This window comes from Kribbella sp. CA-294648 (assembly GCF_050943845.1).
Classification (GTDB): domain Bacteria; phylum Actinomycetota; class Actinomycetes; order Propionibacteriales; family Kribbellaceae; genus Kribbella.
In genome coordinates, this window is record NZ_CP191981.1 from 2,995,477 (window position 1) to 3,021,779 (window position 26,303).

The window sequence follows — 26,303 nt, forward strand, 5'->3', positions numbered from 1 at the left end:
TGGGTCCCGGCGCGGCTGCCCCTCTGCGTGAAGGAAGCTCTCTGTATGTCGCACGAACTGTGGTTTCGTACGCCGGCGCCGGACTGGTTCGAGGCACTGCCGATCGGCAACGGGCATCTCGGTGCGAAGGTGTTCGGGCGGGTCGAGGACGAGCGGATCGCGCTGAACCTGGACGACGTGTGGTCGGGGACCGGGCCTCGGTCGCTCGGGGTGGCGGACGGGCCTTCGGTGCTGGCCGACATCCGCCGGTTGCTGCTTGAGGAGGGTGATCGGTACGCCGCGTCGGAACGGGCTCGCGCCCTTCAGGGCCCGCTGGTCGAGTCTTATCAGCCGTTGGGTGATCTGCTCATCAGCTCGCCGGGGGGTTTTTCGGAGTACCGGCGGTCGTTGGATCTGCGGACTGGTGTCGTTGCGGTTGATTACGCGCGTGGGGGAGTGCGGTTTCATCGCGAGACCTATGTCTCTGCGCCGGATCAGGTGATGGTGTGGACTATCGAGGCGAGCTCGGCGGGTGCGATCGATCTCGACCTGGCGTTGACCAGTCCGCATCCGGTCCGCGGCGAGGTTGAGGGCGAGCTGGTGACGATGGTCGGGCATGCGCCTTCGGATCTCACCATCGAGTATCGGAGGAGTGCGGACCCGATCCGGTACCGCGAGGGGCAGGGCATCGGCTTTGGCGTCGCCCTGCGAGTTGTTGCGGTGGGCGGGGTTGTGGGGGCCGGCGATGCTGGGCTCAGTGTTCGCGGTGCTGATCACGTGACTGTGTTGTTGTCGGCAGCAAGCACTTTCCGCGGATGGTCTGTTGCTCCGGGCTCCGATCCCGCGGTCGCGTTGCGGGAGGCAATCGCTGTGATTGATTCCGTTGACCTCGGCAAGCTGCGGCAGCGGCATCTCGACGATCACCTTGCTTTGTATGACCGGGCTGAGCTGACGCTCGATGGGTCTTTGGACCTACCTACAGATGAACGGGTTCGCGCGGTTGCCGCGGGCGGTGTCGATCCTGGGTTGAGTGCGCTCATCTTCGGCTTGGGTCGGTACTTGCTGATGGCATCTTCCCGGCCGGGGACGCAGGCTGCGAACCTGCAGGGCATCTGGAACCAGGACCGCCGCCCGATGTGGGCGAGCGACTGGACCAACAACATCAACACCCAGATGAACTACTGGCCCGCCGACGTGACCGGTCTTCGCGAATGCTTCGACCCGCTTGTGGAATTGCTGACTCAGCTGATGGAGTCGGGCGCCGAGACAGCCCGCATCCTGTACGACGCACCCGGCTGGGTCTCGCACCACAACTCCGACCTCTGGATGGCCAGCTGGCCGGTCGGTGACGGCGGCGACGATCCGGTCTGGTCGATGGCGGCGACCTGTGGGGTGTGGTTGTCCGCGCATCTGATGGAACATCATCGGTTCCATCCGGATCTGGACTTCCTCCGGTCGAAGGCGTATCCGGTGCTGCTCGGCGCGACGGAGTTCGTGCTGTCGATGCTGGTGGAGGATCGTTTCGGGCAGCTGCAGTTCATCCCATCGACCGCACCGGAGCACCACTTCATCGTGCCCTCCGGCGAGAAGGCTTCGGTCGACCTGACCACGACGTACGACATCTGGTTGCTGCGGGAGTTGTTCGGCAACCTGGCCGAGGCGGAGGCTGAGCTCGGGTCGTCGAGTGAGGTCTTGGCGCGCGCTTTGGCGGCGCTGCCGAGGCTGCCGGAGATCCCGATCGCCGATGACGGCCGGCTGATGGAGTGGCAGACGGACTGGCCGCCGTCGGAGTTCGACCATCGGCATCAGTCGCACTTGTACGGGCTGTTTCCGGGTTCGCAGATCGATCCGGAGACCATGCCGGAGTTGGCCGCGGCGGTGCGGGCGTCGCTCGCAGTACGGACTTCTGGGCGGCCGTCCGGCGGGTGGACTAGTGCGTGGCTGATCGCGTTGTGGGGGCGCCTCTACGAGCCGGAGAAGGCGGCCGCCGTACTACGCGACTACACCAGCCGGCTCGTCTCGGACAACCTCCTGCACCGCGACGGCGACATCTTCCAGATCGACGCCAACTTCGGCCTCACCGCCGCCATCGCCGAACTCCTCATCCAAAGCCACACAGACACCATCCACCTCCTGCCCGCCCTCCCGTCCGAGTGGCCCGACGGCGCCTTCCGAGGCCTACGAGCCCGAGGCGGGCTGGCATTCGACGTCACCTGGACCGACGGCTGCCCGGTGAAGGTCCTCGCCCGAGCCGACCTCGCAGGCACCTACAGAATCCGGATAGCCAACGACGAGCCGATCGAAGTACCTCTCGAAGCAGGTCAGGAACAACGACTCCGGTGACTGTGGTTTCCCCACGCCAGCGCCACGTTCGCTCCTTCGTCGCTCACACGGCGCTGGCTTACACCCACCCCTGGGCGTGGGCTCCTACGTCGCCCGCCTGATGGAACCGTTCGTGTGTCGCCGGCCGTCGCGAGGTGGCTGTGGTTTGGGGAGTGCCGATGCGCTGAGCGTGCTCGCAGGTGTGAGACCAACGGCAGGCAAGCCGTGGTGAACCCCATCGCAGGCAAGCCGTGTGCGAACCCACGGCAGGCAAGCGCCGTGGTCGTGTCAGCCACCCGACTTCGCAGCCTGGTGCGCAGCTCCCGCTCCGCCTCCGCGAGCCCGAGTGTTTGTGCCGAGCGACAGGACGTAGTCCCCAGATTGCGGCGCCGGGCCTCATCGCTGAGCGTGCGGACTGCTCCTGCTGCGGACTACCTCCTGTCGTTGGGGACACGGAAGTCGTGCCGCAGCAGTTGCAGACGGCGTGCAGCCCACGACGGTTGCCGCATCTATCGAGATGCACCTACTCACCCACGGCCCTCCGCAATTTGCGAGGCCGCGACAGAGCAGCTGCACTCGGGCGGCGGGTGGAAGCCGCGACGTACGCGTGCGCGAGTACCGAACGGCCGGTGTGCACCACCGCTTTCAGCTGGCGACGCAGGTGCGCGAAACCGGGTGCGTGGGAGCTGGTGCCGTGTGAGCGACGGGGGGAGCGAGCGTAGTGCTGGCGTGGGGCTGCTAGTTGAAGGGGATGGGGCAGTTGGGGTAGTCGGCGCAGTGGGTTAGGTCGTTGCAGCCGTAGGTGATTGCTTCTCGGAGGGTGGTGGCGATCTCGGTGAGGTCGGCTATGCGGGCTTCGATGGTGGCCAGCTTGGTGGCTGCTTGGGACTGGAGGCCGGCATCCGGGTGGGAGCCGTGGCGGCTGACCGTCAGGAGGTCGGCTATTTCGGTGAGGGTGAAGCCGAGGCGTTGGGCGACCTTGATGGTGCGGAGGCGGGTGACGGCGTCTTCGGGGTAGGTGCGGTGGCCGCCCAGGGTGCGGGACGGCTCGGGGAGTAGGCCGCGGCGTTCGTAGTACCGGAGGGTTTGCAGGTTGACGCCTGCCGCGGCGGCTAGTTGTCCGCTTCTCATGGTTCCACGGTAAACCCGTACCCCAGTACCGGATTCCAGCCTGCTTAGGAGTGCCTAACCAAAGTTGTTGTAGCCTCAATCTTCGAATCAGACATGGACAGATGGGACTGTTGTGATGGGAACGGCTCGGCGGTTGGTGGCCGGTGCGGTGATGATGGCTGTCGTGCTGGCCGGTTGTGGCAGCAACGACAAGAAGGCAGACACCGGGGTCGGTGACTCCGAGGTCGCCACCGGTGGCCGGCTGTTCTCGACCGCTGACGAGGCGACCGCGAAGCTCGGGTCGGACGCGGAGGCCGGGGCCTTCCCTCGGACGGTGAAGCACGCGCTGGGTGAGACCAAGCTGGAGAAGAAGCCGGAGCGCGTGGTCGTGCTCGACAGCGGTGAGCTGGACGGCGTACTGGCGCTCGGCATCACCCCGGTCGGGATGGCGACCAATGCGGGTCAGTCCGGCGTACCGAGCTATCTCGCGGACAAGGCGCAGGGCATCAAGACGGTCGGTGGGGTCACCGAGCTGAACCTTGAGGCGATCGCCGCGCTCAAGCCCGATCTGATCATCGGCAGCAAACTGCGCGCCAACGACCTGTACGGGAAGCTGAGCGCGATCGCGCCGACTGTGTTCAGCATTCGGCCCGGGTTCCCGTGGAAGGAAGACTTCCTGCTGCTGGCCGACTCGCTCGGCGAGGAGACCAGGGCCACCCAGTTGCTGAACGACTACCAGAAGCGCGCGACCGAGGTGAAGAGCAAGGTCAACGGGTCGCCGACGATCTCGCTGGTCCGGTTCCGGCCGGGCGACATCCGGTTGTACGGCAACCTGTCGTTCATCGGCGTGATCCTGAAGGACGTCGGGCTGCCCCGGCCGAAGATCCAGGACATCAAGGAGCTGGCGGTCGAGGTCTCCGAGGAGAACATCGGTCAGGCCGACGGCGACTGGATCTTCTACTCCAGCTACGGCAAGCCCGACGCGACCGCGGAGAACACGGTGGTCAACGGCAAGATCTGGAAGGCGCTGCCCGCGGTCAAGGCCGGCAAGGTGGCCCGGGTCGACGACGAGGTCTGGTTCCTCGGGCTGGGGCCGATCGGCGCGATGGCGACGCTGAACGACCTGGAGAAACTGCTGGCCGGCAAGAGCTGACCGCCGCCGGATTAGGTTGCTTCGGGCAACGGTCTGAGTGCTCGGAAACCGTTCCTTCGGACGGCGGGGTGGTACCAACGGATGAATTAGGTCCGCCGTCCGGAGGATCGGGCCGTCCCAGACTTTGGTCCGGCCCTCACGTGGGCAAGAATCACTCCATGTCCGACCGCCAGACCGCTGTCAGCCGCCGGGACTCCGGCCGCCGTAAACCCAGTACCGGCCGTGCCGCCGCGCGCCGGGACCGCAAAGGCGGCAAGTGGCGCCGTGGGTGGTTCATCGCGGTGCTGGCGATCCTGGTCGCCGTGCCGCTGCTGTTCCACCGCCACGTCCCGAACTCGATCGGCAACCTCGGCAGCCTGCTCGACACCTTCCTGCCCTGGGTCGGCGTCGCCATCCCGGTGCTGGCGCTCGCGGCGATCCTGCGCCGGTCCGCCACCGCGGGTGTCGCGCTGCTGATCCCGACGGTGATCTGGGGCTTCATGTACGGGAACCTGCTGGTCCCGGGCAAGGGCGGCGGGCCGCATGACCTCCGGGTGCTGTCGCACAACGTGGACGCCGCGAACAAGGATCCTCAGCGGACCGCGCAGGAGCTGATCGCCGCCGACGCGGACATCGTCGCGCTGGAGGAGATCACGCCGGCGGACCTGAAGATCTACAAGGCCCAGTTCGCCAGCGTGTACCCACACGTCGTCGCGCGCGGCACGGTCGCGCTGTGGTCGAAGTTCCCGGTTGAGGAGAGCCGATCGGTCGACGTCGGCTTCGCCTGGACCCGGGCGCTGCGGGCCGAGGTGGCCACGCCGGAGGGCAAGGTCGCCGTGTACGTCGCACACCTCGCCTCGGTCCGGATCGGCACCAGTGGGTTCACCTCCAACCAGCGCAACGACACGATCAAGCAGCTCGGTCAGCAGATCGCCGGCGAGAAGCTGGCCGGTGTGATCGTGATGGGTGACTTCAACGGGACGGCCAACGACCGCAGCCTGGCGCCGTTGACCGTCGGCCTCCGGTCAGCCCAGGGCGTCGCAGGCTACGGCTTCGGCTTCACCTGGCCATCCGACTTCCCGATGGCGCGGATCGACCACATCCTGGTCCGCGGCGTCACCCCGACCAAGGCCTGGGTAATGAAGTCCACCGGCAGCGACCACCGCCCCGTCGTCGCCGAACTCCGCATCTGACCACCGCGAGCAGGACTGCTCTGGGTGGGGCCGGCAAGGACGGATGGTGTTGGCCTTCGTGGTTGAGTAGCCTCGGGCGGTGATTCCTGACGCGCAGGCTCGTGTGAAGGCCTTCATCGCAGACTTCCATCACGGATGGGAGAGAGCGGGGCAGCCCCCGACCGGCTTGTCCTTCGACCCGGGCCGCTCGGAGGCGTGGCTAGCCGAATTGGACCAGCTGGTCGACTCCCACTGCTTGCCTGGAACGCAGACAGGCGAGGAGGGCGTCCTGGACAGTCGTCCGGCGCACAGTCCTTCGAGCGAGACTGTCACCGAGATCATCGCCCAGGACGACCAGGCAACCGTGCGCTCGGTAGTAGAGCACGGGACGCAACGCACGTACTTCGAATACCGGCTTGTGCTTCAGGAGGGGTCGTGGCGTATCGGCCGGATCCTTTCGTTCTTCGATCCGCCGGGAGCACCACTCGTTGACGAGGGCGAGGGGGAGCGGCTGCTGGCTGCAGCGCAGGCCGAAGGACCCTTTGACCCGATCGACGCTGACCTCGAGCTGAACATCCCGAGCCTGTTCGCAGCGGGTCGCGAGGTCTTCCCGTTCGGCACCTCGGCAAGCCTCAGCGTGCATCGACTCGGGGACATCTCCTGCCGCTCGGGTGTCCTGACCGTCCGCGACTTCGGCTACAACGGATTCGACCTCGAACCGCTCGCCCGGCGCGTGCCGGCCGGAACGTACCCGGTCGAAGTCGCCGCGGTCGGCAAGACGAACGTGGCATTGCGCCTGCGGCTTTCAGACCGTCCGGCAGCCAGTTGGCATCCCGCACGACGGACGGATGGGACACACGTCATCGGCGTGGACTACGGCAATGTGATCATTGCCGACCTGGCCAACCTTGTTCGCTGTGAGGCGCAGCAGGTCGAAGAGTTGTACGTTCGACAGACCGAACACCTGGACGCAGCCCCGGGTACGACGTTCAGTCTCCTCGGCGACGTGACCGATTCGGCCATCGTTACCAGCGGCTACGGCGATGGCGCCTACCCGTGCTACTGGGGTGTCGCCGCCGACGGAACCTTGGTCGCCCTCGTAGTCGACTTCCTCATCCTCACCGAGGAGAAGCTGTCGACCGTGACGGCGCCGTGGCGACCAGGGGTTGTTGATGTCGCAGGACTCAGGGGCATCGAGGTCGAGATCGTCGAGCATGACGGCGGCTTCACGGTGCGCCATCGCGGAGGACACATTCGCAGGATCCGCGCCCTTGGCCCGGACGACTCCGTACTCATGGACGGGGATCGGCTAGGGACCGCCGTTACCGGCGACCTGCACAGCCAAACCTGGCCAACGAACGACCAGCCGCCATCCGGGTCCGTCCTCGAACTCACCGTGGACCGAGGCTACCGCCACGTCTAGCGGTTTCAGGGTTTGGCGAGGCCGTGCTGGTAGGCGTAGCGGAATGCCTCGGCTCGGTGGCGGGCGCCGATTTTGGCGAAGGTGTTGTTGATGTGGGTTTTGACTGTTGCCTCGCCGATGAAGAGCAGTTCGGCGATCTCGGGGTTGCTCAGTCCGCGGGCTATGAGTTTCAGTACTTCGCTCTCTCGTGCGGTCAGGCCGTCATTGCGTGGCGCTGGGGTTGACGCCAGCCCTGCGATCAGTTTGCGGGAGACCTCGGCGTCGAAGGTGGACTGACCAGCCGCGGTCGCCCGGAGCGCGGCGCCGATCTCTACCCGCCCGGCGTCCTTGGTCAGATATCCGCGAGCTCCGGCGCGCAACGCCAACGCGATCGACTCGTCGTCGGCGTACGTCGTGAGGACCAGTACTGCGACGTCCGGGTACTGCGCCGCGATCCGTGCCGTCGCCTGGACGCCGTCGAGCACCGGCATCCGGAGATCCATCAGCACGACATCCACCGGGCCGGCCGCGACGAGTTCGAGCGCCTCCGCACCGTTGCCGGCTGAGCCGACCACTTCGATGCCGTCGATCAGACCGAGCAGCGCGACCAGCCCTTCGCGCACGACCTGCTGATCGTCCGCGACTACCACGCGCACCGGCGCTTCAGGCATCCTTCACCTCCGCGACCACCATGCGCACAACTGCTTCAGGCATCCTTCACCTCCGCGATGACCAGCCAGCCGTCGCCGTCCGGTCCGGCCTCCAGCTTCCCACCGACGAGGGCGAGCCGCTCGCGCATCCCCGGCAGACCGAACCCCTCACCAACGGGCGCAGCAGCACAAGGGTTGCGGACGGCCAACCGCAATCCATCGCGATAGTCGAGCTCCACCTCGACCGGTTGGCCAGGCGCGTGCCGGCCCGCGTTGGTCAGCGCCTCGCGGGCCGCGCCGAGCATCGCGACGGTGATACCCGACGCCACAGGCCGCGGCGTACCGGAGCTCGTCAAAGTCACCTCGGCGTCGTGATCCACCACGTGCTGCTCGGCCAGCGCGGCAAGCGCCGAAGGCAGAGCCGGTACTTCGTCGGAACGCAACGCGGCGACAGCGTTGCGGGCCTCGACCAATCCCTGGCCGGCCAGCCGTCGCGAGCGGCGTACCCGGTCCAAGGCGCCGACCGTGTCGTTGCGTTCGGCAAGCAATGCCTCGGCGACCTCGAGTTGCACGGTCAGTGCGCCGAGCGAGTGGGCCAGGACGTCGTGCAGCTCGCGCGCGATCCGCCCACGTTCGTCGAGTGCAGCAGCCCGAGCGTGCTCCTGCTGAGCCAGTTGCGTCTGCTCAAGCAACTGCGCAGTCTGCCGAGCCTGTACTTCGTACTGACGCCGATTGAGCCCGAAGGCGATCAGGATGGCCGTCCACATCAGCTGACTCAAGTACCAGGTGTCGGTCCGATCCCACCACCAAGCGGAGATGCCATAGGCAACGGCACAGCTGATGCCGACGGCAATGATCGGCCGGTTCCGCCAGGGTTGCGCCATGACGGCGATGTCGGTGATCGAGACCAGTACCAGGACCAAGGCGTTCGAGCCGGAGACCCCCGTAACCAGCGCCGAGCTGACCGCGGCGTACGCAAGCAACCCGAGGGCCCAGTACGGCCGCAGCGTCATCAGAACCGTCCCGGCCAGGAAGGCCAGGAATCCGGCCCCGACCACAGCCCACACCCACGGCTCAGCGGGCCGGGCCGTGGCCAGTACGCCGATCGCGACGGCCGACGTCATCGCCCGGCCGAGCCATCCGGTCTCGCCGAAGATCGCCCTCTTGTTCACCTGCCCGAGGGTAGGAGAAGGCCTTGACGTTTCGGACCATCCGCGGGTGGAGAACTGGGTGGAGGACGAAAGAGGGTAACGTTTCTCACCGGTAGCGTCACCTTGCGTCATGACAACGATGCGGAGGACCGGCTTGTGGTAGCGCAAGAATCGATTCTGCGGCTCGACGCCACAGCGATCGACTACATCATCATCGCGTTGTACTTCACCTTCGTCCTGGGCATCGGTTACCTCGCCAAACGCGCGGTCTCGAACAGCCTGGACTTCTTTTTGTCCGGCCGGTCGCTACCGGCCTGGGTGACCGGGCTGGCGTTCATCTCGGCCAACCTGGGCGCGATCGAGATCATGGGGATGTCGGCCAACGGCGCGCAGTACGGGATGCCGACGGTGCACTACTTCTGGATCGGCGCGATCCCGGCGATGCTGTTCCTCGGTGTCGTGATGATGCCGTTCTACTACGGTTCCAAGGTCCGCAGCGTGCCGGAGTTCATGCTGCGCCGGTTCGGCAAGACCGCTCACCTGGTGAACGCGATCAGCTTCGCCGTCGCCCAGGTGCTGATCGCCGGCGTGAACCTGTTCCTGCTGGCCACGATCGTGAACGTGCTGCTCGGCTGGCCGATCTGGGTGTCAGTGGTCGTCGCCGCGGTCATCGTGCTCAGCTACATCACCCTCGGCGGTCTGTCGGCGGCGATCTACAACGAGGTGCTGCAGTTCTTCGTGATCGTCGCCGCGTTGCTGCCGCTGACGCTGGTCGGCCTGCACAAGGTCGGCGGCTGGCAGGGCTTGGTCGACAAGATCACCGCCGCGCCGAACGGCGGCTCCGAGCAGCTGAGCGCCTGGCCGGGCAACCAGCTGAGCGGGTTCGACAGCAGCTTCCTGTCGGTGATCGGCTTGGTCTTCGGGCTCGGCTTCGTGCTGTCGTTCGGCTACTGGACGACGAACTTCGTCGAGGTCCAGCGGGCGATGGCCAGCAAGAACATGTCGGCCGCCCGGCGGACCCCGATCATCGGCTCATTCCCGAAGATGTTCGTCCCGTTCATCGTGATCATCCCCGGCATGATCGCCGCGGTCGCCGTCCCGGAGTTGCAGCAGTACAAGGCCGACGGCAGCGGATCGGTGACCTACAACGACGCGCTGCTGCTGCTGATGCGGGACCTGCTGCCCAACGGCATGCTCGGTCTGGCGATCACCGGTCTGCTGGCCTCCTTCATGGCCGGTATGGCGGCGAACCTGAGCTCGTTCAACACAGTCATGACGTACGACCTGATCGAGCGGTACATGATCAAGGACCGCGACGACGACTTCTACCTGCGGACCGGCCGCTGGGTGACCGTCGGCGGCACGGTGGTCGCGATCGGCACCGCCGCGATCGCCTCCGGCTACAGCAACCTGATGGACTACCTGCAGCAACTGTTCTCGTTCTTCAACGCCCCGCTGTTCGCCACCTTCATCCTGGGTATGTTCTGGAAGCGGATGACCGCGACGGCCGGCTGGGTCGGTCTGGTCAGCGGTACGGCGACCGCGGTCCTCGTCTTCGTGCTCTCCGAGACCGGCGTGATCAACCTGCCCGGCCAGGGCGCGAGCTTCGTCGGCGCGGGCGCGGCGTTCGTCGTGGACATCCTGCTCAGCGTGCTGATCAGCTTGCGCACCACCCCGAAGTCGGACGAGGAACTCAGGGGACTGGTGTACTCGCTGACCCCGAAGGCCGACCGGACCGAGGAAGCCCAGGAAGGCGACCACGGCTGGTACCGCAAACCGACCCTGCTGGCGGGCATCTCCCTGGTGCTCGTGATCGGGCTCAACATCATCTTCGGCTGACCCACCCGGAAAGGAGCAACTCGAGATGGCAGAGAAGAAGAAGGCCGGCGCCTTCGACATCCGGGTGGTGATCGCGGCGCTGATCGGGATCTACGGACTGCTGCTGACGATCCTCGGCCTGATCGCCGACCCGCAGGAGGTGGCCAAGGCCGACGGGATCAACATCAACCTGTGGGGCGGCCTCGCGATGCTCGCCTTCGCCGCGCTGTTCGTGCTCTGGGCGCGGCTGCGGCCGATCGTCGTACCGGTGGAGGCGGAAACAAGCGAGTGACCTAGCGGCACCACTGGTCGTTGTAAGGCCAGTGGTGCCGGTGGTCCGTTCTCAGCGGGACGCCGGCGCGGCCCCATCTCGCTGCGAAGGACCCCCGTATGCCTGCTGCAGTCCCTCTCGCCCGAAGGGCCTTTCTGGCCCGGGTCGGTGTCCTTGGTGCGGCGCTCGGGGGAGGGGGACTGCTCGCACGCGGTCTCCTCGCTCCGGTCGACGCCGCCACGAATCCCCTGCTTCCACCCGCCGTCGACCTGATCCGCCCGGTACTGGCCGAGCTGGCCAGGGACACTCTGAACGGCCTGACCACCTTCGTCCTGCCTGGCCCAGACAAGTACTCCCGCACCCAGGGCACCTTCAGCAGTACTCCGGGGGCGCTCGAGGCCGGCGCGACCGACTTCATCATTCAGGCGCTGGACAACTTCGTCCCGTTCCCCGACGCGCTGGCCCAACCGCTCGGCGCAGCCCTGGTGACAGGCCTGGCCGATACGGGGATCGCGCTGCCGGGTCTCGAAGTACTGCCTGCTGAGCTGCGGAGTCTCGATCGCGCGTTCGCCGCGTTCCTGCAGAGCGACGAAGCGCTGCCGTTGTCGTTCCCGATCGCGGGTCTGCTCAACCTGATGGCGACCCAGGTGAACCCGCTCGCGGTGAGCGGCGTCCACCTGTCGCCGTTCGCGCGGCTGACGTACGCCGAGAAGGCGAAGGCGTTCGAGCTGATCGAGAAGACCGACTCGGATCTGGTCGCGCTGCTCGACGTGCACTTCCCGGAGCCCTTGAAGGCCTCGGTGTCCGGGCTGCTCAAGTTCGTCGGTGGCGCGTTGCTCGAGTTCGCCACCTTCGGCGCCTGGAACGAGTTCGCGGTGTTCGACCCGAAGACCAAGCAACTGCGCAAACGGCCGGTCGGCTGGCAACTGTCGGGCTATCAGCCGGACGGCCCGGTCGAGGGCTGGGACGACTTCATCGGCTACTACCAAGGACGTCAAGAGGTGCACGACTGATGCGCGACGTGATCGTGATCGGAGCCGGCGGCGGTGGCCCGGTGGTGGCCAAGGAGCTGGCCGCGAAGGGGCTCGACGTCCTGCTGCTCGAGGCCGGTCCCCGGCACGCGAAGCCGCGCGAGGAGTGGACCACGTTCGAGAACGACGCCAACAACCCGCTCGACGGGTACTTCCGGCTCGGCCCGACCGACCGGTCGAAGCCCGCGTGGTACCGGGAATGGCCGCAGAACTCCTTCGTCTGGCAACTGTCCGGAGTCGGCGGCACCACGCAGCACTTCTACGGCAACTACCCGCGCGCCTATCCCGGTGTCTTCCGGGGGTACGACGGCGCCGACCGCAACGAGTACGACGTGAACCACCGGTTCCCGTTCAGCTACGCGGAGATGGTCCCGTACTTCGAATGGGTCGAGGCGCTGATGCCCGTCCAGACCGCGGCGATGGGTCGGAAGGAGCAGGTGTTCTTCAACGGGGCCGAGACCCTCGGGCTGCCGGTGCAGACGACGAAGACGACGCGCGGACCGTCGTACCGGCCGCAGGAGAACGCGATTCTGCAACCCGGTGGCACGGCCGGCAAGACCTCGGACAAGAACCTGCTGACCTTCCCCCAGGCCACCGGGTGCACCTTCTGCGGCTACTGCTTCCAGGGCTGCATGCGGCCGAAGGGTGCCCCGCGCAACCAGTTCGCGAAACGCTCGACGGACAACAGCTACGTGCCGATGGCGCTGACGGCCGAGGTCTGGGCGCGTGGCGGGAAGCCGGCCGAGCTGATTGCGGACGCCTATGTCACCCGGGTGCACACCGAGAAGCGCAACGGCGTACTGACGGCGTCCGGTGTGACGTGGCGCGACAACGTGTCAGGTGACGAGCACCGTGAGGACGCGCGGGTGGTGGTGATGTCGGGCGGCTGCACGGAGAACCCGCGGCTGTGGTTCAACAGCGGGCTGCCGAACCCGAACGGCTGGGTCGGGCGCGGCTACACCGATCACTTCTTCGACTGGATGATCGGGTCGTTCGACGACTACACCGGCAACCCCAAGGGAGTCGGATCGAGCGCGCGGCTGGACTACCCGCCGTACGGAGGGCTGGAGAACGTCGGGCTGCCGCCGGCGCTGAACGCCTTCTCGGCGAGTCTTTCCGACAGTGGGATTCGCGGTCAGTACAAGAACGGCCGGGGCATGACCGGGCCGTGGGACGGACCGGCGGGCCGGGTGATGGGGCCGGAGCTCAAAGAGCTGATGGCCGGCGGGATCGACCACCTGCTGAGCGTCCTGGTGATCACCGACGACGATGTCGAGGCGCAGAACCGGGTCACCACGTCGGCGCTGCCGGCCGACGAGAACGGGCCGATCCCGAAGGTCACCTTCAAGCACCGGAAGCGGACCCGGCGGACGCTGCGGAACCGCGAGTTCATGGCCCGGAAGGCGGCCGAGTTGCTCCGCGGCGCCGGCGCGAAGAAGGTCTACCGGATCGACTGGGCGCCGCTCATCCTGCACGTCCAGTCGTCGATGCGGATGGGCGAGTCGGAGCAGAACTCGGTGCTCGACCCGCGGGGTGAGACGCGGGCGGTGAAGCGGCTGTTCATCGCGGACAACTCGGCGCTGCCGAACGGTCTCGGCGGGCCGAACCCGACGCTGACCAGCCAGGCGCTGGCGACCCGGACCGCGGAGAAGATCTTCCAGACGTACTTCGGTGGCGATCCCTGGGTCCGGACCGAAGCGCCGGTGGTGTCGACCGATCCGCGGATCAGCGTGCGGCTGGGACAGTTGGGTTTGTAGACGCCGGGTGAACCGGTCGGCCGGTCGCCGGACCGGTCGAGCGCGCGTGGGCGTGTCCGTTTGGCGAACATCGGCGTCCGGGCAGATCCTGCTGCTCGGACGCTGTTGTTCCTAGGCTCGGTGATACCCGATCAGGAGGAATCCGAGATGACGATCACGCAGAGCCGGCCGGACCTGCCGGCACTGGCCACGCAGTACGCCGAGCAGGGCTTCGTGCTGGTGAAAGGCCTGCTCAGCAAGGCAGAAGCAGCGGCGTACCGGGAGACCAGTCATGCCCTGCTGGCCAGGCTGAACCGCGACGACGACCCCACCTGGCAGTCGGCGATGGGGATGACGGACACCAAGACGCGGCTGCAGCACCTGCACGACGCGCAGTTCTACGATGGGGCCTTCAGCAAGCTGCTGGTGGACCCGAGGTTCACCGATGTGGCCGCCGCGGTGATGGGGGTGGAGAACGTCCAGCTGCACCACACCAAGCTGTTCGTGAAGCCGCCGGAGAACGGTTCGCCCTTCCCACTGCACCAGGACTATCCGTTCTTCCCGCACAAGTACCACCGGGTCGGCGCCGCGATCTTCCACTTCGACGACGCCCCGGAGGAGAAGGGCTGCGTCCGGATCATCCCGGGCAGCCATCTGTCCGGGCCGCGCGAGCACGACGCCGAGGGCTCCTTCCACCTGCCCGACGTGCCGTTCGAGGACGCGGTGCCGCAGCCCGCCGAAGCCGGTGACGTGCTGTTCTTCACCTACCTCACCGTGCACGGCTCAGGGGTGAACGTCAGCAGCGAGCCGCGGACGACCTGGCTGGTTCAGTACCGCGACCCGTCCGACCCGCCGACTGTGAAGACCCACGAACACTCCCTCGGCCAGGGCATGATCCTCCGCGGCATCGACCCAACCGGCAGAGGCTCGGTGGGCGTTTGAGCCTGACGGCCGTTGAGTCGGCGGACCGGTTCGTCGACCTTGCGGGGCTCCTGGAGTCCTGTGAGGTCGGCGGGTTCCGGGCTGACTTCGTGAGTTGGGGGCACTACCGGCCGGAGTACTGGCGGAACTACTGGCACAGCCACTCGTTCCACGAGATCTGCCTGGCGTACTCCGGCGAGGGGCGCTTCAACTCCGGTACGACGGAGTACGGGGTCAGCGAAGGGGACGTGTTCCTGGCCCGGCCGGGGGACATCCACGAGATCGAGTCGAGCCGGTCGTCGCCGCTGGGGATCGCCTTCTGGGGGTTCACCTTCCGCCCGTTGGCCAGTGTCTCCGGTAGTGGCTGGTGGTCGGGGTTGACTCGAGCAGACGGTCCAGTGGTGTCGCGCCGGGTCGGTGGGCTGGCTGCAGTTGTTAGTGCGCTAGCAGCTGAGGCTGCACAGCCGCAGTCCGGCTACAACGAGGCAGTGTCGGCACTGGGCGCTGCCCTCGTGCTCGACACGGCACGGGCGTTTGCGCTCGACCAGGACCTGTCGGTTGCGCCCGTAGTACGCGACAGAGGTCCGGTAGTGGTGGAGGCAATGCAGCGGCACCTGCTGGACAACCTGGCTCGTCCGGTGACCGTGCGGGAGGTGGCAGCCGCAGTACACCTGTCGGAACGCCATGCTGAGCGACTCTTCCGGCAGTACGTCGGTACGTCGATGATGTCGACCCTGCGCCGGATGCGACTCGAGTTGGCCGCCCAGCTACTGCTCGACCCGGCCGTCACGGTGACCGAGGCAGCACGCGCTTGCGGGTACTCCGACGTGAGGCCGTTCAGCACAGCGTTCCGGAGCCGTTACGGCCAGTCGCCAACGGAGTTCAGGGCCTCCGGCGGCACCCATCACCTCGGCTCCGAAGGTTGACCCTTGCTTTGAGACAACCTCTGGACCGTGTTCTCCCGTGGTGCTGCAATGCGGTTAATGCACTACATCATCCCCTGGAGATGACATGAGTCGACTTAGCCGCTTCATCGGCGTTGCCCTACTGGCGCTCGTGGCCTCGTTGCTGCCGGCCCTGCCGGCCAATGCGATCACCGGCGGTGAACCGGACGGCAACCGGCACCCCAACGTCGGGCTGATCCTCTTCTACACCCCGGACGGACGGTTCCGCTGCAGCGCGACGCTGGTCTCGCCGACCGTCCTGCTCACTGCGGCGCACTGCACGGACGGCACCCTGGGCAAGACCCTGGTGACCTTCCAGTCGGTGATCGCCGAGCAGCCGCCGTCGCCGTTCCCGGTCGCGGCCAACCCGGCTGTCGGGTACACGCAGGCCGAGCTGGAGGCAGCCGGCTACCTGTCCGGTACGGCGCACACGCACCCGGCGTACTCGGACTTCACCGACCTGAACAACTGGAACGACGTCGGCGTGATCGTGCTCGACCGGGCGGTGACGACGATCGCCCCGGCCAAGATCGCACCGGCGTACTACCTGGACGCCTTTGCCCAGCCGGCGCTGAACAAGACCATCTTCACGGCGGTCGGCTACGGCACTGAGGTCCGCAAGCCCGACTCCGGTCCGCAGAAGCCGCAGCCGATGAGCTACCCGCTGCTGCGCCGCTTCGCCGAGCAGCCTGGCCAGAAGCTGACCGACCAGATCCTGCAGGTGAACGGCAACCCGAACGACAACCGCGGTACGGGCGGCACCTGCTTCGGTGACTCCGGCGGCCCGGCGTTCCACGGCGGGTACGTGGTGACGGTGACCAGCTACGGCTACACCGCCAACTGCCGCTACCTCGGCGGGCTGCAGCGGGTGGACATCCCGGTAGTCCAGCAGTGGCTCGCAGGGTTCGGCGTCACCTTCGGCTGAACGCGCGTGCTGCATCCCGGCGCCTGCTCGCAAACCAGGCGCCGGGATGCGCTAATCTGGTGATATGCGAGTGACCCTGCTCCTTAGTTAGCCGTACTGGCGCCTTCTGAGCGCCGCCGGTACGGCGTCCCCTCCTGTGTGAGGGGCCATTTTTATTTATGCAGGCATTTCCGGGCAGGGTCCTCATGACATCTCTAGAACGCAGGAGTACGACGGTGAGCGAGCAGGTGGAGCACGGGGCGGATGGCGACGTAGTCGACGTCGACCGCGGCGGCTACGACTTCAATGCCATGCAGGCCAAGTGGCGGCCGGTGTGGGAGAAGCTCGACCCGTTCAAGGCGCGCGACGACGGCTCGGCCGAGCGCCGGTACGCGCTGACGATGTTCTCCTACCCGTCGGGTGACCTGCACATGGGTCACGGCGAGGTGTTCGCGCTGCACGACGTACTGTCCCGGTTCTGGTTCCAGCAGGGGTACGACGTACTGAACCCGATCGGCTGGGACTCCTTCGGGCTGCCCGCCGAGAACGCGGCGATCAAGCGCAACGAGCACCCGGCGACGTACACGTACGCCAACATCGAGACCCAGGCCGAGTCGATCCGCCGGTACGCGCTGAGCTTCGACTGGTCGCGCCGGCTGCACACCTCCGACCCGGAGTACTACCGCTGGACGCAGTGGCTGTTCCTGCGGTTCTACGAGCGCGGGCTGGCGTACCGCAAGGCGTCGTACGTGAACTGGTGCCCGAACGACCAGACCGTGCTGGCCAACGAGCAGGTCGTCCAGGGCCGCTGCGAGCGCTGCGGCTTCGAGGTCACCAAGCGCGAGCTGACCCAGTGGTATTTCAAGACCACCGCGTACGCCCAGCGGCTGCTGGACGACATGGACCAGCTGCAGTGGCCGGAAGAGATCCTGCTGCAGCAGCGGAACTGGATCGGCCGCTCCGAGGGTGCCTTCACCGGCTTCATCGTCGAGGGCCGCGAGGAGCCGATCAAGGTCTTCACCACCCGGCCGGACACGCTGTTCGGTGCCACCTTCCTGGTGGTCGCGCCGGACTCCAAGCTGGCCGAGGAACTGGTCACGCCGGAGCAGCGCGAGGCCTTCGACGCGTACCTGACCGCGGTCAAGGCATCGACCGAGATCGAGCGGCTGAGCACCGACCGGGAGAAGACCGGCGTCTTCCTGGGCTCCTACGCGACCAACCCGGTCACCGGCGAGCGGATCCCGATCTGGGCAGCGGACTACGTCCTGTCCGACTACGGCACCGGCGCGATCATGGCCGTCCCCGGCCAGGACTCGCGCGACTGGGAGTTCGCCGAGAAGTTCGGCCTGCCGATCGTGCGGACCGTGCAGCCGGAGGAGGGTTTCGACGGCAAGGCGTACACCGGCGAGGGGCCGGCGATCAACAGCGCCAACGACGAGATCAGCCTGGACGGGCTGGGTGTCGCCGAGGCCAAGTCGACGATCATCGACTGGCTGGAGGACAAGGGGCTGGGCGAGCGCACGATCAACTACCGGCTGCGCGACTGGCTGCTGAGCCGGCAGCGCTACTGGGGTGCGCCGATCCCGATGATCCACTGCCCCGCTTGCGGCGAAGTGCCGGTTCCGGACGACCAGCTGCCGGTGGAGCTGCCCGACCTGCGGGGCGAGGCTCTCGCTCCCCGGGGTGTCTCGCCCCTGGCGTCGGCTCGCGACTGGGTCGAGGTCAGCTGTCCGAAGTGTGGCGGTGCCGCCCAGCGGGACACCGACACGATGGACACCTTCGTGGACTCGTCCTGGTACTTCCTGCGCTACCTGTCGCCGGACTACACCGAGGGTGCGTTCGACCCGGAGGCCGCGCGCCGCTGGATGCCGACGTTCCAGTACGTCGGTGGCAAGGAGCACGCCGTCCTGCACCTGCTGTACGCGCGGTTCTTCGTCAAGGCGCTGAACGACATGGGCCTGCTGGAGGCGACCGAGCCGTTCACCCGGCTGCTGAACCAGGGCCAGGTGATCAACGAGGGCAAGGCGATGAGCAAGTCGCTGGGCAACGGGGTGAACCTGGGCGACCAGCTGGACGCCTTCGGGGTCGACGCGGTCCGGCTGACGATGGTCTTCGCCGGTCCGCCGGACGACGACATCGACTGGGCCGACATGTCGCCGGGCGGTTCGCTGAAGTTCCTGCAACGGGCCTGGCGGCTGAGCGGTTCCGTCGAGTCGCCGGTGGGAGTGGACTTCAGCACCGGTGACCTGGCGCTGCGCAAGCTGACCCACCGCACGGTGGCCGACGCGACCGAGCTGATCGAGTCGTACCGGTTCAACGTGATGGTCGCCCGGGTGATGGAGCTGGTGAACGCCACCCGCAAGGCGATCGACTCCGGTCCGGGTGCGGCCGACCCGGCCGTCCGCGAGGCGGTCGAGACGGTGGCGATCCTGCTGAGCCTGGTTGCGCCGTACACGGCCGAGGACATGTGGGAGAACCTGGGCCACGAGCCCACCGTCGCCAAGGCCGGCTGGCCGAAGGTCGACCCGGCCCTGCTGGTCCAGGACTCGGTCATCGCCATCGTCCAGATCGCCGGCAAGGTCAAGGACCGGCTGGAGGTGTCACCCGACATCTCCGACGCCGAGCTGGAGCAGCTGGCGCTGGCGTCCGAGGCAGTGCAGAAGGCACTGGACGGTCGCGGCACCCGCAAGGTCATCGTCCGCGCGCCGAAGTTGGTCAACATCGTCCCCGCCTGAGACGCTGCACGGATGCGTTCAGAGCTGATCGACGTCGGAACGGGCGGCCGCGAGGTCGTCTTCGACCTGACGAGCAGGTGCGAGCAGTTCGTCACCGCCGAGGCCCACCAGGCCCAGGGTGACGGACTGCTGCACGTGTTCGTCCCGCACGCGACCGCCGGGATCGCGATCCTGGAGACCGGCGCGGGCAGTGACACCGACCTGCTGGCGGTGCTCGAACAGTTGCTGCCCCGCGACTTCGGCTGGCAGCACCGGCACGGTACGCCGGGCCATGGCCGCGATCACGTGCTGCCCGCACTGATCCCGCCGTACGCGTCGATCCCGGTGATCGGCGGCCGGCTCGCGCTGGGCACCTGGCAGTCGATCTGCCTGGTCGACACCAATGTGGACAATCAGCAACGGCAGGTCCGGCTTTCCTGGTTGCCGAGTTAGCTGTTCTTTCAATTGTTTTTTCTTTTGTCGGTGACTTATCGCGATGTTGCCGAGTGCGTTACGTATGCGAAACACGACTGGGTTTGAATACTCCCTATGGCGACCCTGGAGAACCTGCGTGAGCGTTGGCTCGTGGTGGGAACCGACCTGGTCGTCCGGGCGACCAGAGGTATTTGCGACGGCAGTCTGCTGAATGCGGATTCGGGCCGCGCGGACACCAGAGCGCGGATCGAGGAATGGTCCGACGTGCTCTCTTTGTATGCCCCGGTCGATGAAACGGATTCAGTTCGCGTCAGCGCCTGAAGCGCCGAACACTGGCTTGCCCGTCCGCTGTCCCGCACTGTGGTCACTGGGTGCATAAAGCCCCGACACCCCTGTCACGCTATGTTGTGGGGGGACTGTGAGGCTCTGAAGGGGTGACGGGCTTTGTCGGACGCGGATGGCCGGGCTGAGGGACGGCGGGGTTTTGCCGATCTCCTGCTTGACTTGAGGGTCCAGGCAGGACTGTCCCAGGAGGAGCTGGCCGACCGCGCCAAGCTCAGCGTGCGGACCATCCGCGAGCTCGAAGCGGGCCGGGTCGCCCGACCGCGCAAGGACTCGGTGCGGCTGCTGTCCGAGGGGCTCGGCCTCCGCGATGGTGACGCCGGACGGTTCCTGGCCGCTGCCGGTCACGCGTCGGTGCGGCCCGTGATCGCTATGGCCGATCCTGCGCCGACGGGGCTGCGCTGGCGGGGGACCAGGCCGATCCCCGACGGACTGGTCGGGCGCGATCGGGAGCTGGAGGAGCTCGAACAGCTGCTCCGCCAGAACCGGCTGGTCACTCTGGTCGGACCGGGTGGCGTGGGCAAGACCGAGCTCGCACTGGCCGCTGCCGATCGCGTGTCGTCGGTGGACACGACCGTGGTGGTCGTCGACCTCACGACGGTGCAGCGCGACGCCGCAGTACCGTCGGCGATCCTTGATGCTTTTGGGACGGCTCCTGGGACTTCCGACCTGGACGACGTGTTGTCCGGGCGCAAGCCGGGCGACCTGGTGATCGTGGAGGACAACGCCGAGCACGTGCTCGACGGGGTCGCCACCGTGGCCAACCGGATGGTCCGGAGCTTCCCGGGGATCGGCGTCCTGGTGACGTCGCGGATCCCGCTCGGGTTGCCGGACGAGGTCGTCCGCCGGGTGCAGGTGCTCGGCGTACCGCGCAATGACAAGGACTTCGACGAGATCGCGGCTTCGCCGGCCGTGGAGATGTTCTGCCGGCGGGCGGCGCGGGTCCGGCCTGACTTCTCGTTGACCCCCGAGAACGCTGCGATTGTCGCTCGGCTCTGTCAGCGACTCGACGGGCTGCCGCTGGCGTTGGAGCTCGCCGCGGCGCGAGCTGGGTCGCTGTCGGTGGAGACCATCCTGGCGGCGCTGGACGACCGGTTCCGGTTGCTGTCCGGGCCGCGACGGTTCGGTGCACCGCACCAGCGGACGTTGGCCGACACGATCGCGTGGAGCGTCGACGCCTTGTCCGATCCTGCTCGCCAGCTTTTGTACCGCGCCTCGATGCTGGGGTCGCCGTTCACGTTGGATGCTGTGGTCGGGGTGTGCACGGGCGAGCCGATCGATCCGCTTGATGTCCCGATGCTGCTGGCCGAGCTGGTCGACAAGTCGCTGTTGCAACCGGTGCTGGAGTTCGAGCAGCTGTACGGCGCGCGGTACAAGATGCTGGAGACGATCCGCGAGCACGCCTACGCGGGGCTGTCGTCGCAGGGCGATGACCTGGTCGAGTTCAAGGATCGCGCTGTCGCCTGGTGTGCGACGTACGTCGAAGGGCTGGACGGGGCCTGGTCGAGTCCGGACCGGGAGCGGCGGTACCGGGCCGCCAACGCCAACTCGGCGACCTTCGAGATCGCGTTGGAACGGGCGTCGGCGCTGGGGGACTGGGACACGGCTGCCCGCATCGTGCTCGGCTTCCGGATCGCGTGGCAGTACCAGGCGAGCGTGGCCGAGAGCGGGATCCAGTGGGCGAGCCTGTGCGCCGAGAACGTGCAGGACAAGGAGATCAGCGGCCGCCTGCTCGCCATCGCCGGCCGACTCTCCAACCTGACCGGCGATGTCCGAGCAGCCCGCCGGTACTACGGGGACGCGCGGACTCTGATCTCGCCGGAGTCGGAGATGGGGTTGATGGCGCGTGGCGGGTGGGTGTCGTCCGGGTCGTTGCTGCTGGACACGTTGAGCTTGGCGGAGATCCCGGCGTTGGTGGCTGACGCTCGTAAGCACGGTGACGTGCAACGGTCGGCGACTGTCCAGGCGATCTGTGGGCTGGCACTGGCGCGCTGGGGACGGCTGCCTGAGGCCAAGGAGTTGCTACTCGCGTGGGAGGCGGCGCTGGTCAACCCGGGGGTCTATCCGGACGAGATCGCCTACATGGCGCTCAGCAGGGTCGAGCTGGAGCTGGGCAACCTGGACGAGGCTCGCCGGTGGGCAGAACTCGCTCGGGACAGCCAGGCCTCTGACGACCCGGAGCGGACGAAGGTGGCCGGGTGTCTGGCGATGGTGGAGTTCCAGGCCGGGCGGTTTGAGCTGGCGCAGGCTCTGCTCGACGAGGCCGACGCGGACATTCGCGGGCATCGCGGGTACTTCGACTATCTGGTGATGCTCTACCGGAGCCGGCTGGCCCGGCGTACGGGTGACCTGGAACAGGCGAGGGTGTCGATCCGCGACGCGGTCAGCCGGTTGCTGGTGGAGGGGCGCGTCGTCTACCTACTCGACGTCATGCCCGAGGCGGTAGCCGTCTTGCATGCGCTCGGCAAGCACGACCAAGCCGACCACCTCTGCGGCCAACTCCTCTCGTGGCAAGAAACCATGGACCCACCCATGCTCCCGACCGCATGGGCAGTCCTCCAAGAATCCTGCGCCACAGCCACCCCCGCCAAGGACTGGCCCCACCCAGACCCAGCCACAGCAGCCCAACACCTAGCCGACGACCTCCTAACGGCCCTCTCCTAGCCCTACCCCGCTCGCGCCGCCTGCGCCCTCGCTGTGCACCTCGTGCCAGCCCTTTATGCCTGCGCCCAGCGCCTCCGCCCCGCACACGCTGCGCCTGCGCCGCCCCCGCACCTCGTGCCAGCTCCCGGCACGTCCGTCCGCGCCCAGCGCCTCCGCCCCGCACGCGCCCCGCGCGCTCCACCGCCGGCACCCGCCTTCACCGCACACCTGCGCCCCGCGTCAGCGCCTTGCCGCCTGGCCAGCACCAGGGCCGGGCAGACGAGTGAAGGGCTGGTTCGTGACGGGGAAAGCAGGAAGCTGCCGGGCAACTGCCGGTGGTTCTGCCTCGCTCGTGACTACTCTGCGGAACCAGAATGACTGCCGTAGGGCGGTTCCACGACACAGAGTTCCGAAACGGATTCGGGCCAGACCGGCAGAGAATGGGGGCGGTGACCATGACGAGGCAAACATGGTGCGCCGGACTGCCGGGACGTACTTCGAATCCGGAGCGGGCGACACGGAGAGCATCCGGCAGCCAGACGGTGGGGGCGCCGATCAACTGCCGCAATCTCCGGGGTGCTGTGTCGTGGGGAGCTGTCCTACCTCACACCGGGGGCCGTGCACCGTCAGGGCACGCGACCCGGGGCGGGGTCCCAGCAGAGACCAGGCACACGACACAGGGGACGAGTGCCGGTCCGGTCGATACGGGAAAGCCGGCGGGTTTGGTCACCCGCCGGTGGGTCGACCGCTGGGGCTCCCCGGGGGGACCGTCGAGAGCCGTAATGGGACGGTTCTCGGCACAGCCGGTACCAAGCCTAGTGAGCTGACACCGAGGGGGAGTCAGCTCAGCGGCGAGGTGGTGGGCCACACAGGGGATGGCCCCCACCTCGCCGAGGCGGTTCGAAGTACCGGCGTCAGCTCTTGCCGAGTAGGGCGCTCTTGTCGGACGCGTAGCCGACCATCCAGTGCGGCTGGAGCCGGCAATAGACGATGTCGTCCGCCCAGGTCGACGGCGAGCTGCCGTAGTGCGCGACCAGGTGATCCTCGATCTCGGCGAAGTCCGGATGGTCGGTGCCGAGGAACTCGACCTGCCCGTGGGCGAACACGCCGATCCGCTCACCGTCGACGTACGAGATGCTCGCCGCCGGTCGGACTCTCAGATGCTTCGCCTTGGCCGCTTGTCCCGTCGTCGAGAAGACCCACCGCGCGTGCAGGAAGTGCCCATCGACCGCGCTGATCCGCGGCTCACCCTTCGCTGTGACAGTCGCGACATTGAGCGTGCACATGCCCTGCAACGCCTCGGCCAGCTCCGCCGCCGACAGTTGCCTTTCGCCGGTGATGATGCTCCGCAAATGCTCGGTGGAGCGCTGGTAGGCCGCGTCGAGCAGCCGTTGCAGTTCCTCGATTTCCTCGCGCGTCTCCTTCATTCATCGAGTCTGACACCAGGCGCCGACGAAAACTGTCCGGTAACCTCGCTTCATGTCAGCCCGCGTGCATGTCGTCACCGACTCCACCGCGGGTCTGTCGGCGCTCGAGGTACTCCGGTTCCCGCTGACCGTCGTACCGCTGCAGGTGGTGATCGGCGGGACGGCGTACGACGACGGCGCGACCAGCTCGGACGCCGTCGCCGAGGCGCTCAAGACGTTCACTCCCGTGTCGACCAGCCGGCCCGCTCCGCAGTCGTTCGCCGACACGTACGGCGCGATCGCCGCCGCCGGGGCCGAGTCGATCGTGTCGATCCACCTGTCCGGGGACATGTCGGGGACGTTCGAGGCCGCCATGATCGGGGCGAAGGATTCACCGATCCCGGTCCGCGTGGTCGACTCGCGCTCGCTGGGCATGGGACTGGGCTTCCCCGTACTGGCCGCGGCCGCCGCTGCCGCTGACGGCGCCGACCAGGCAGGTGTCGAGTCCGCCGCCCGAGCGCGGATGGCGGCCGTCTCGTCGTACTTCTACGTCGACACACTGGAGTACCTCCGCCGAGGCGGCCGCATCGGAGCAGCCCAAGCCCTCCTCGGTACTGCGCTGGCGGTCAAGCCCCTGCTCACCATCAGCGGCGGCCGCATCGTCCCACTCGAAAAGGTCCGTACGTCGAGCCGCGCAATCGCCCGCCTAGCCGACATCGCCGTCCAACGCGCCGGCGACGGCCCAGTCCAGGTAGCCGTCCACCACCTCTCCAACCTGGACAAGGCCCACACCCTCGCCGACGGCCTAGCCGAGCGCCTCCCACAAGCCGAAGAAATAGTCCTCCGAGAAGTAGGCGCCGTAATAGGAGCCCACGTAGGCCCCGGCATGCTCGCCGTAGTAATAGCCCCCCACTAACCACCGAGCACCCCCACGCCAGCACCTCGCCCGACCGCGGGTGCTCGCCCAAGCTGGCGCCTTCGCCCGCTCCTACGTCGCCCGCTTGGTGAAAGCGGCGTAGTTGGCGAGGTTCTCCCGGTCGCGGGTTGCTCGCCACGCTGTCGCCCGCCGACTGTCCACAGCCTGCGAAGTCGCCCCGGCGGCCGGTGGAAACGCTCGTACTTTCTCTGGTGTGAAGCTCTCCCGCCGACCCCCACCCCCGGACCCGGAAGCCCGCCAGCAAGCCCTGTCCCGACTCCGTGCTGCCAGCCATCCTCCCGATCCCGACGAGGTCAGGGGCGGCTGGACACCGTCGCCGGCCTTGCCCGATCGCCTGAAAGGACCGCTATGGACACTGTCACCACGTCACGTGGTCGTGCTCGCCCTCGTCCTGCTCGTAGGACTGGCATGGGCCGCCTATGCACTGCTCCGTACCAACCCCGAGCCCATCCCCAACTCACCAAGCACGCTGACCTCAGGCTCACCAGTAGCCATTCCAACCCCCGGTGCGACGCCGGGCGGCAACGGCCCTGGCAACGGGACTGGCGGCCCGGGCGCTCCTGGCGGCGCCGGTTCGCCTGGGAAGCCGGCGACCGTCGTAGTGCATGTCGCCGGCAAAGTCCGTCGCCCCGGGCTGGTCCGTGCGTCGACGGGATCGCGCGTCGCCGACGTACTGGCCGCCGCGGGCGGAGCCCTGCCCGGCGTAGACCTGACAACCCTCAACCTCGCCCGCCCAGTAACCGACGGCGAACAGATCGTCGTAGGCGTTCCAGGCGCCGCGCCACCCAGCAGCCCCGCCGCCGGACAACCAACCGGTACTCCGGGCACGCCAGCCAGCACCCCACTCGACCTCAACACAGCAACCCTCGCCCAGCTGGACAGCCTGCCCGGCGTAGGCCCGGTCCTTGCCCAGCGAATCCTCGATTGGCGCACGGAACACGGCCGTTTCACCAGCCCCGACGAACTCCAGGAGGTCCCCGGAGTAGGCCCCAAGAAATTCGAATCCCTGAAGCCCCATGTCCGAGTCTGAACCCCGCCCAGAAGCCAACCAACCGCCCCGAAGCCAACGAGTCGGATCGCGATCGGCAGGACGACCGCCCGGCGCATCCCGGTGGACTAGCGCATGACTCGGCGGAGCCGCGCCTTGCGCATGAAGCGGTGGAGCCCGGCCCCGCGCATGACCCGGTCGGGCATGGCCGTGCGCATGATCCGGCGGAGCCCGGCAGTGCGGATGGTCCCGCGGCTGGTCCGGTGGGGCCCGGTCCTGCGGATGGCTCGGTGGA

At 67.5% G+C, this 26,303-nt stretch carries 21 protein-coding genes; 17 read left to right on the forward strand and 4 right to left on the reverse strand.

Going from position 1 to position 26,303, the window contains the following annotated elements:
* Positions 1–45 precede the first annotated feature (45 nt).
* Positions 46–2,322: a glycoside hydrolase family 95 protein gene (locus ACQPYM_RS14530; protein WP_433020685.1), complete on the forward strand. Its 2,277-nt coding sequence runs from the start codon at positions 46–48 to the stop codon at positions 2,320–2,322.
* Positions 2,323–3,039: 717 nt separating this feature from the next.
* Here the strand turns inward: ACQPYM_RS14530 and ACQPYM_RS14535 are convergent.
* Positions 3,040–3,432 (reverse strand): MerR family transcriptional regulator, encoded by a 393-nt coding sequence (locus ACQPYM_RS14535; RefSeq protein WP_433020688.1) that lies wholly within the window; start codon positions 3,430–3,432, stop codon positions 3,040–3,042.
* 115 nt (positions 3,433–3,547) lie between these two features.
* On the opposite strand from ACQPYM_RS14535, the gene ACQPYM_RS14540 reads away from it, so the two are divergent.
* The 3 genes from ACQPYM_RS14540 (at position 3,548) to ACQPYM_RS14550 (ending at position 7,138) form a co-directional block, all read left to right on the forward strand.
* A complete protein-coding gene (locus ACQPYM_RS14540) occupies positions 3,548–4,564 on the forward strand; it encodes an ABC transporter substrate-binding protein (protein WP_433020691.1) in 1,017 nt (338 codons plus the stop codon).
* Between the two features lie 158 nt (positions 4,565–4,722).
* The gene (locus ACQPYM_RS14545; RefSeq protein ID WP_433020694.1) at positions 4,723–5,736 is read left to right on the forward strand and encodes an endonuclease/exonuclease/phosphatase family protein; all 1,014 of its coding nucleotides are present in this window, start codon (positions 4,723–4,725) and stop codon (positions 5,734–5,736) included.
* A 79-nt stretch (positions 5,737–5,815) separates the two neighbouring features.
* The gene (locus tag ACQPYM_RS14550; protein WP_433020697.1) at positions 5,816–7,138 is read left to right on the forward strand and encodes a DUF4241 domain-containing protein; all 1,323 of its coding nucleotides are present in this window, start codon (positions 5,816–5,818) and stop codon (positions 7,136–7,138) included.
* Between the two features lie 5 nt (positions 7,139–7,143).
* Here the strand turns inward: ACQPYM_RS14550 and ACQPYM_RS14555 are convergent, their stop codons facing one another.
* Positions 7,144–7,788 (reverse strand): response regulator, encoded by a 645-nt coding sequence (locus ACQPYM_RS14555; protein ID WP_433020700.1) that lies wholly within the window; start codon positions 7,786–7,788, stop codon positions 7,144–7,146.
* A gap of 35 nt (positions 7,789–7,823) precedes the next feature.
* Positions 7,824–8,939 (reverse strand): sensor histidine kinase, encoded by a 1,116-nt coding sequence (locus ACQPYM_RS14560; RefSeq protein WP_433020703.1) that lies wholly within the window; start codon positions 8,937–8,939, stop codon positions 7,824–7,826.
* A gap of 135 nt (positions 8,940–9,074) precedes the next feature.
* Here ACQPYM_RS14560 and ACQPYM_RS14565 point away from each other — a divergent pair, with 135 nt between their 5' ends.
* From ACQPYM_RS14565 to ACQPYM_RS14615, 11 genes are all read left to right on the forward strand, one after another.
* Positions 9,075–10,757, forward strand: coding sequence for a sodium:solute symporter family protein (locus ACQPYM_RS14565; protein WP_433020706.1), 1,683 nt, complete (start codon positions 9,075–9,077; stop codon positions 10,755–10,757).
* Between the two features lie 25 nt (positions 10,758–10,782).
* The gene (locus tag ACQPYM_RS14570) at positions 10,783–11,028 is read left to right on the forward strand and encodes a hypothetical protein (RefSeq protein WP_433020708.1); all 246 of its coding nucleotides are present in this window, start codon (positions 10,783–10,785) and stop codon (positions 11,026–11,028) included.
* 98 nt (positions 11,029–11,126) lie between these two features.
* Positions 11,127–12,020, forward strand: a complete 894-nt coding sequence (locus tag ACQPYM_RS14575) for a hypothetical protein (protein WP_433020711.1) — start codon at positions 11,127–11,129, stop codon at positions 12,018–12,020.
* Positions 12,020–13,795, forward strand: a complete 1,776-nt coding sequence (locus tag ACQPYM_RS14580; protein WP_433020714.1) for a GMC family oxidoreductase N-terminal domain-containing protein — start codon at positions 12,020–12,022, stop codon at positions 13,793–13,795. The genes ACQPYM_RS14575 and ACQPYM_RS14580 overlap by 1 nt, the downstream gene beginning before the upstream one ends.
* 147 nt (positions 13,796–13,942) lie before the next feature.
* On the forward strand, positions 13,943–14,716 hold the full coding sequence (locus ACQPYM_RS14585) for a phytanoyl-CoA dioxygenase family protein (RefSeq protein ID WP_433020717.1): 774 nt from the start codon (positions 13,943–13,945) through the stop codon (positions 14,714–14,716).
* Positions 14,713–15,621 carry a helix-turn-helix domain-containing protein gene (locus ACQPYM_RS14590; RefSeq protein WP_433020719.1) on the forward strand — a complete coding sequence of 303 codons (909 nt, stop codon included), beginning with the start codon at positions 14,713–14,715 and terminating at the stop codon, positions 15,619–15,621. The genes ACQPYM_RS14585 and ACQPYM_RS14590 overlap by 4 nt, the downstream gene beginning before the upstream one ends.
* Positions 15,622–15,706: 85 nt before the next feature.
* Entirely contained in the window at positions 15,707–16,564 is an 858-nt protein-coding gene (locus ACQPYM_RS14595; protein WP_433020722.1) for a trypsin-like serine protease, read from the forward strand.
* A gap of 215 nt (positions 16,565–16,779) precedes the next feature.
* Positions 16,780–19,278: a leucine--tRNA ligase gene (leuS, locus tag ACQPYM_RS14600; RefSeq protein WP_433020725.1), complete on the forward strand. Its 2,499-nt coding sequence runs from the start codon at positions 16,780–16,782 to the stop codon at positions 19,276–19,278.
* 12 nt (positions 19,279–19,290) lie between these two features.
* Positions 19,291–19,710 (forward strand): YjbQ family protein, encoded by a 420-nt coding sequence (locus ACQPYM_RS14605; RefSeq protein ID WP_433020728.1) that lies wholly within the window; start codon positions 19,291–19,293, stop codon positions 19,708–19,710.
* A 96-nt stretch (positions 19,711–19,806) separates the two neighbouring features.
* Entirely contained in the window at positions 19,807–20,013 is a 207-nt protein-coding gene (locus ACQPYM_RS14610; RefSeq protein ID WP_433020731.1) for a hypothetical protein, read from the forward strand.
* A gap of 123 nt (positions 20,014–20,136) precedes the next feature.
* On the forward strand, positions 20,137–22,698 hold the full coding sequence (locus ACQPYM_RS14615) for an ATP-binding protein (RefSeq protein ID WP_433020733.1): 2,562 nt from the start codon (positions 20,137–20,139) through the stop codon (positions 22,696–22,698).
* 893 nt (positions 22,699–23,591) lie between these two features.
* Here ACQPYM_RS14615 and ACQPYM_RS14620 read toward each other — a convergent pair.
* Positions 23,592–24,104: a pyridoxamine 5'-phosphate oxidase family protein gene (locus ACQPYM_RS14620; protein ID WP_433020736.1), complete on the reverse strand. Its 513-nt coding sequence runs from the start codon at positions 24,102–24,104 to the stop codon at positions 23,592–23,594.
* Between the two features lie 52 nt (positions 24,105–24,156).
* On the opposite strand from ACQPYM_RS14620, the gene ACQPYM_RS14625 reads away from it, so the two are divergent.
* Both ACQPYM_RS14625 and ACQPYM_RS14630 read left to right on the forward strand, forming a co-directional pair.
* Entirely contained in the window at positions 24,157–24,999 is an 843-nt protein-coding gene (locus ACQPYM_RS14625) for a DegV family protein (RefSeq protein ID WP_433020739.1), read from the forward strand.
* Positions 25,000–25,213: 214 nt separating this feature from the next.
* A complete protein-coding gene (locus tag ACQPYM_RS14630) occupies positions 25,214–26,050 on the forward strand; it encodes a helix-hairpin-helix domain-containing protein (RefSeq protein ID WP_433020742.1) in 837 nt (278 codons plus the stop codon).
* Positions 26,051–26,303: the final 253 nt, after the last annotated feature.

Coding starts and splice junctions, on each gene's coding strand:
- ACQPYM_RS14625 (WP_433020739.1), top strand. CDS start 24,157: ATGTCAGCCCGCGTGCATGTCGTCACCGACTCCACCGCGGGTCTGTCG.
- ACQPYM_RS14585 (WP_433020717.1), top strand. CDS start 13,943: ATGACGATCACGCAGAGCCGGCCGGACCTGCCGGCACTGGCCACGCAG.
- ACQPYM_RS14620 (WP_433020736.1), bottom strand. CDS start 24,104: ATGAAGGAGACGCGCGAGGAAATCGAGGAACTGCAACGGCTGCTCGAC.
- ACQPYM_RS14575 (WP_433020711.1), top strand. CDS start 11,127: ATGCCTGCTGCAGTCCCTCTCGCCCGAAGGGCCTTTCTGGCCCGGGTC.
- ACQPYM_RS14595 (WP_433020722.1), top strand. CDS start 15,707: ATGAGTCGACTTAGCCGCTTCATCGGCGTTGCCCTACTGGCGCTCGTG.
- ACQPYM_RS14545 (WP_433020694.1), top strand. CDS start 4,723: ATGTCCGACCGCCAGACCGCTGTCAGCCGCCGGGACTCCGGCCGCCGT.
- ACQPYM_RS14610 (WP_433020731.1), top strand. CDS start 19,807: ATGGCGACCCTGGAGAACCTGCGTGAGCGTTGGCTCGTGGTGGGAACC.
- ACQPYM_RS14605 (WP_433020728.1), top strand. CDS start 19,291: ATGCGTTCAGAGCTGATCGACGTCGGAACGGGCGGCCGCGAGGTCGTC.
- ACQPYM_RS14580 (WP_433020714.1), top strand. CDS start 12,020: ATGCGCGACGTGATCGTGATCGGAGCCGGCGGCGGTGGCCCGGTGGTG.
- ACQPYM_RS14530 (WP_433020685.1), top strand. CDS start 46: ATGTCGCACGAACTGTGGTTTCGTACGCCGGCGCCGGACTGGTTCGAG.
- ACQPYM_RS14540 (WP_433020691.1), top strand. CDS start 3,548: ATGGGAACGGCTCGGCGGTTGGTGGCCGGTGCGGTGATGATGGCTGTC.
- ACQPYM_RS14570 (WP_433020708.1), top strand. CDS start 10,783: ATGGCAGAGAAGAAGAAGGCCGGCGCCTTCGACATCCGGGTGGTGATC.
- ACQPYM_RS14555 (WP_433020700.1), bottom strand. CDS start 7,788: ATGCCTGAAGCGCCGGTGCGCGTGGTAGTCGCGGACGATCAGCAGGTC.
- ACQPYM_RS14535 (WP_433020688.1), bottom strand. CDS start 3,432: ATGAGAAGCGGACAACTAGCCGCCGCGGCAGGCGTCAACCTGCAAACC.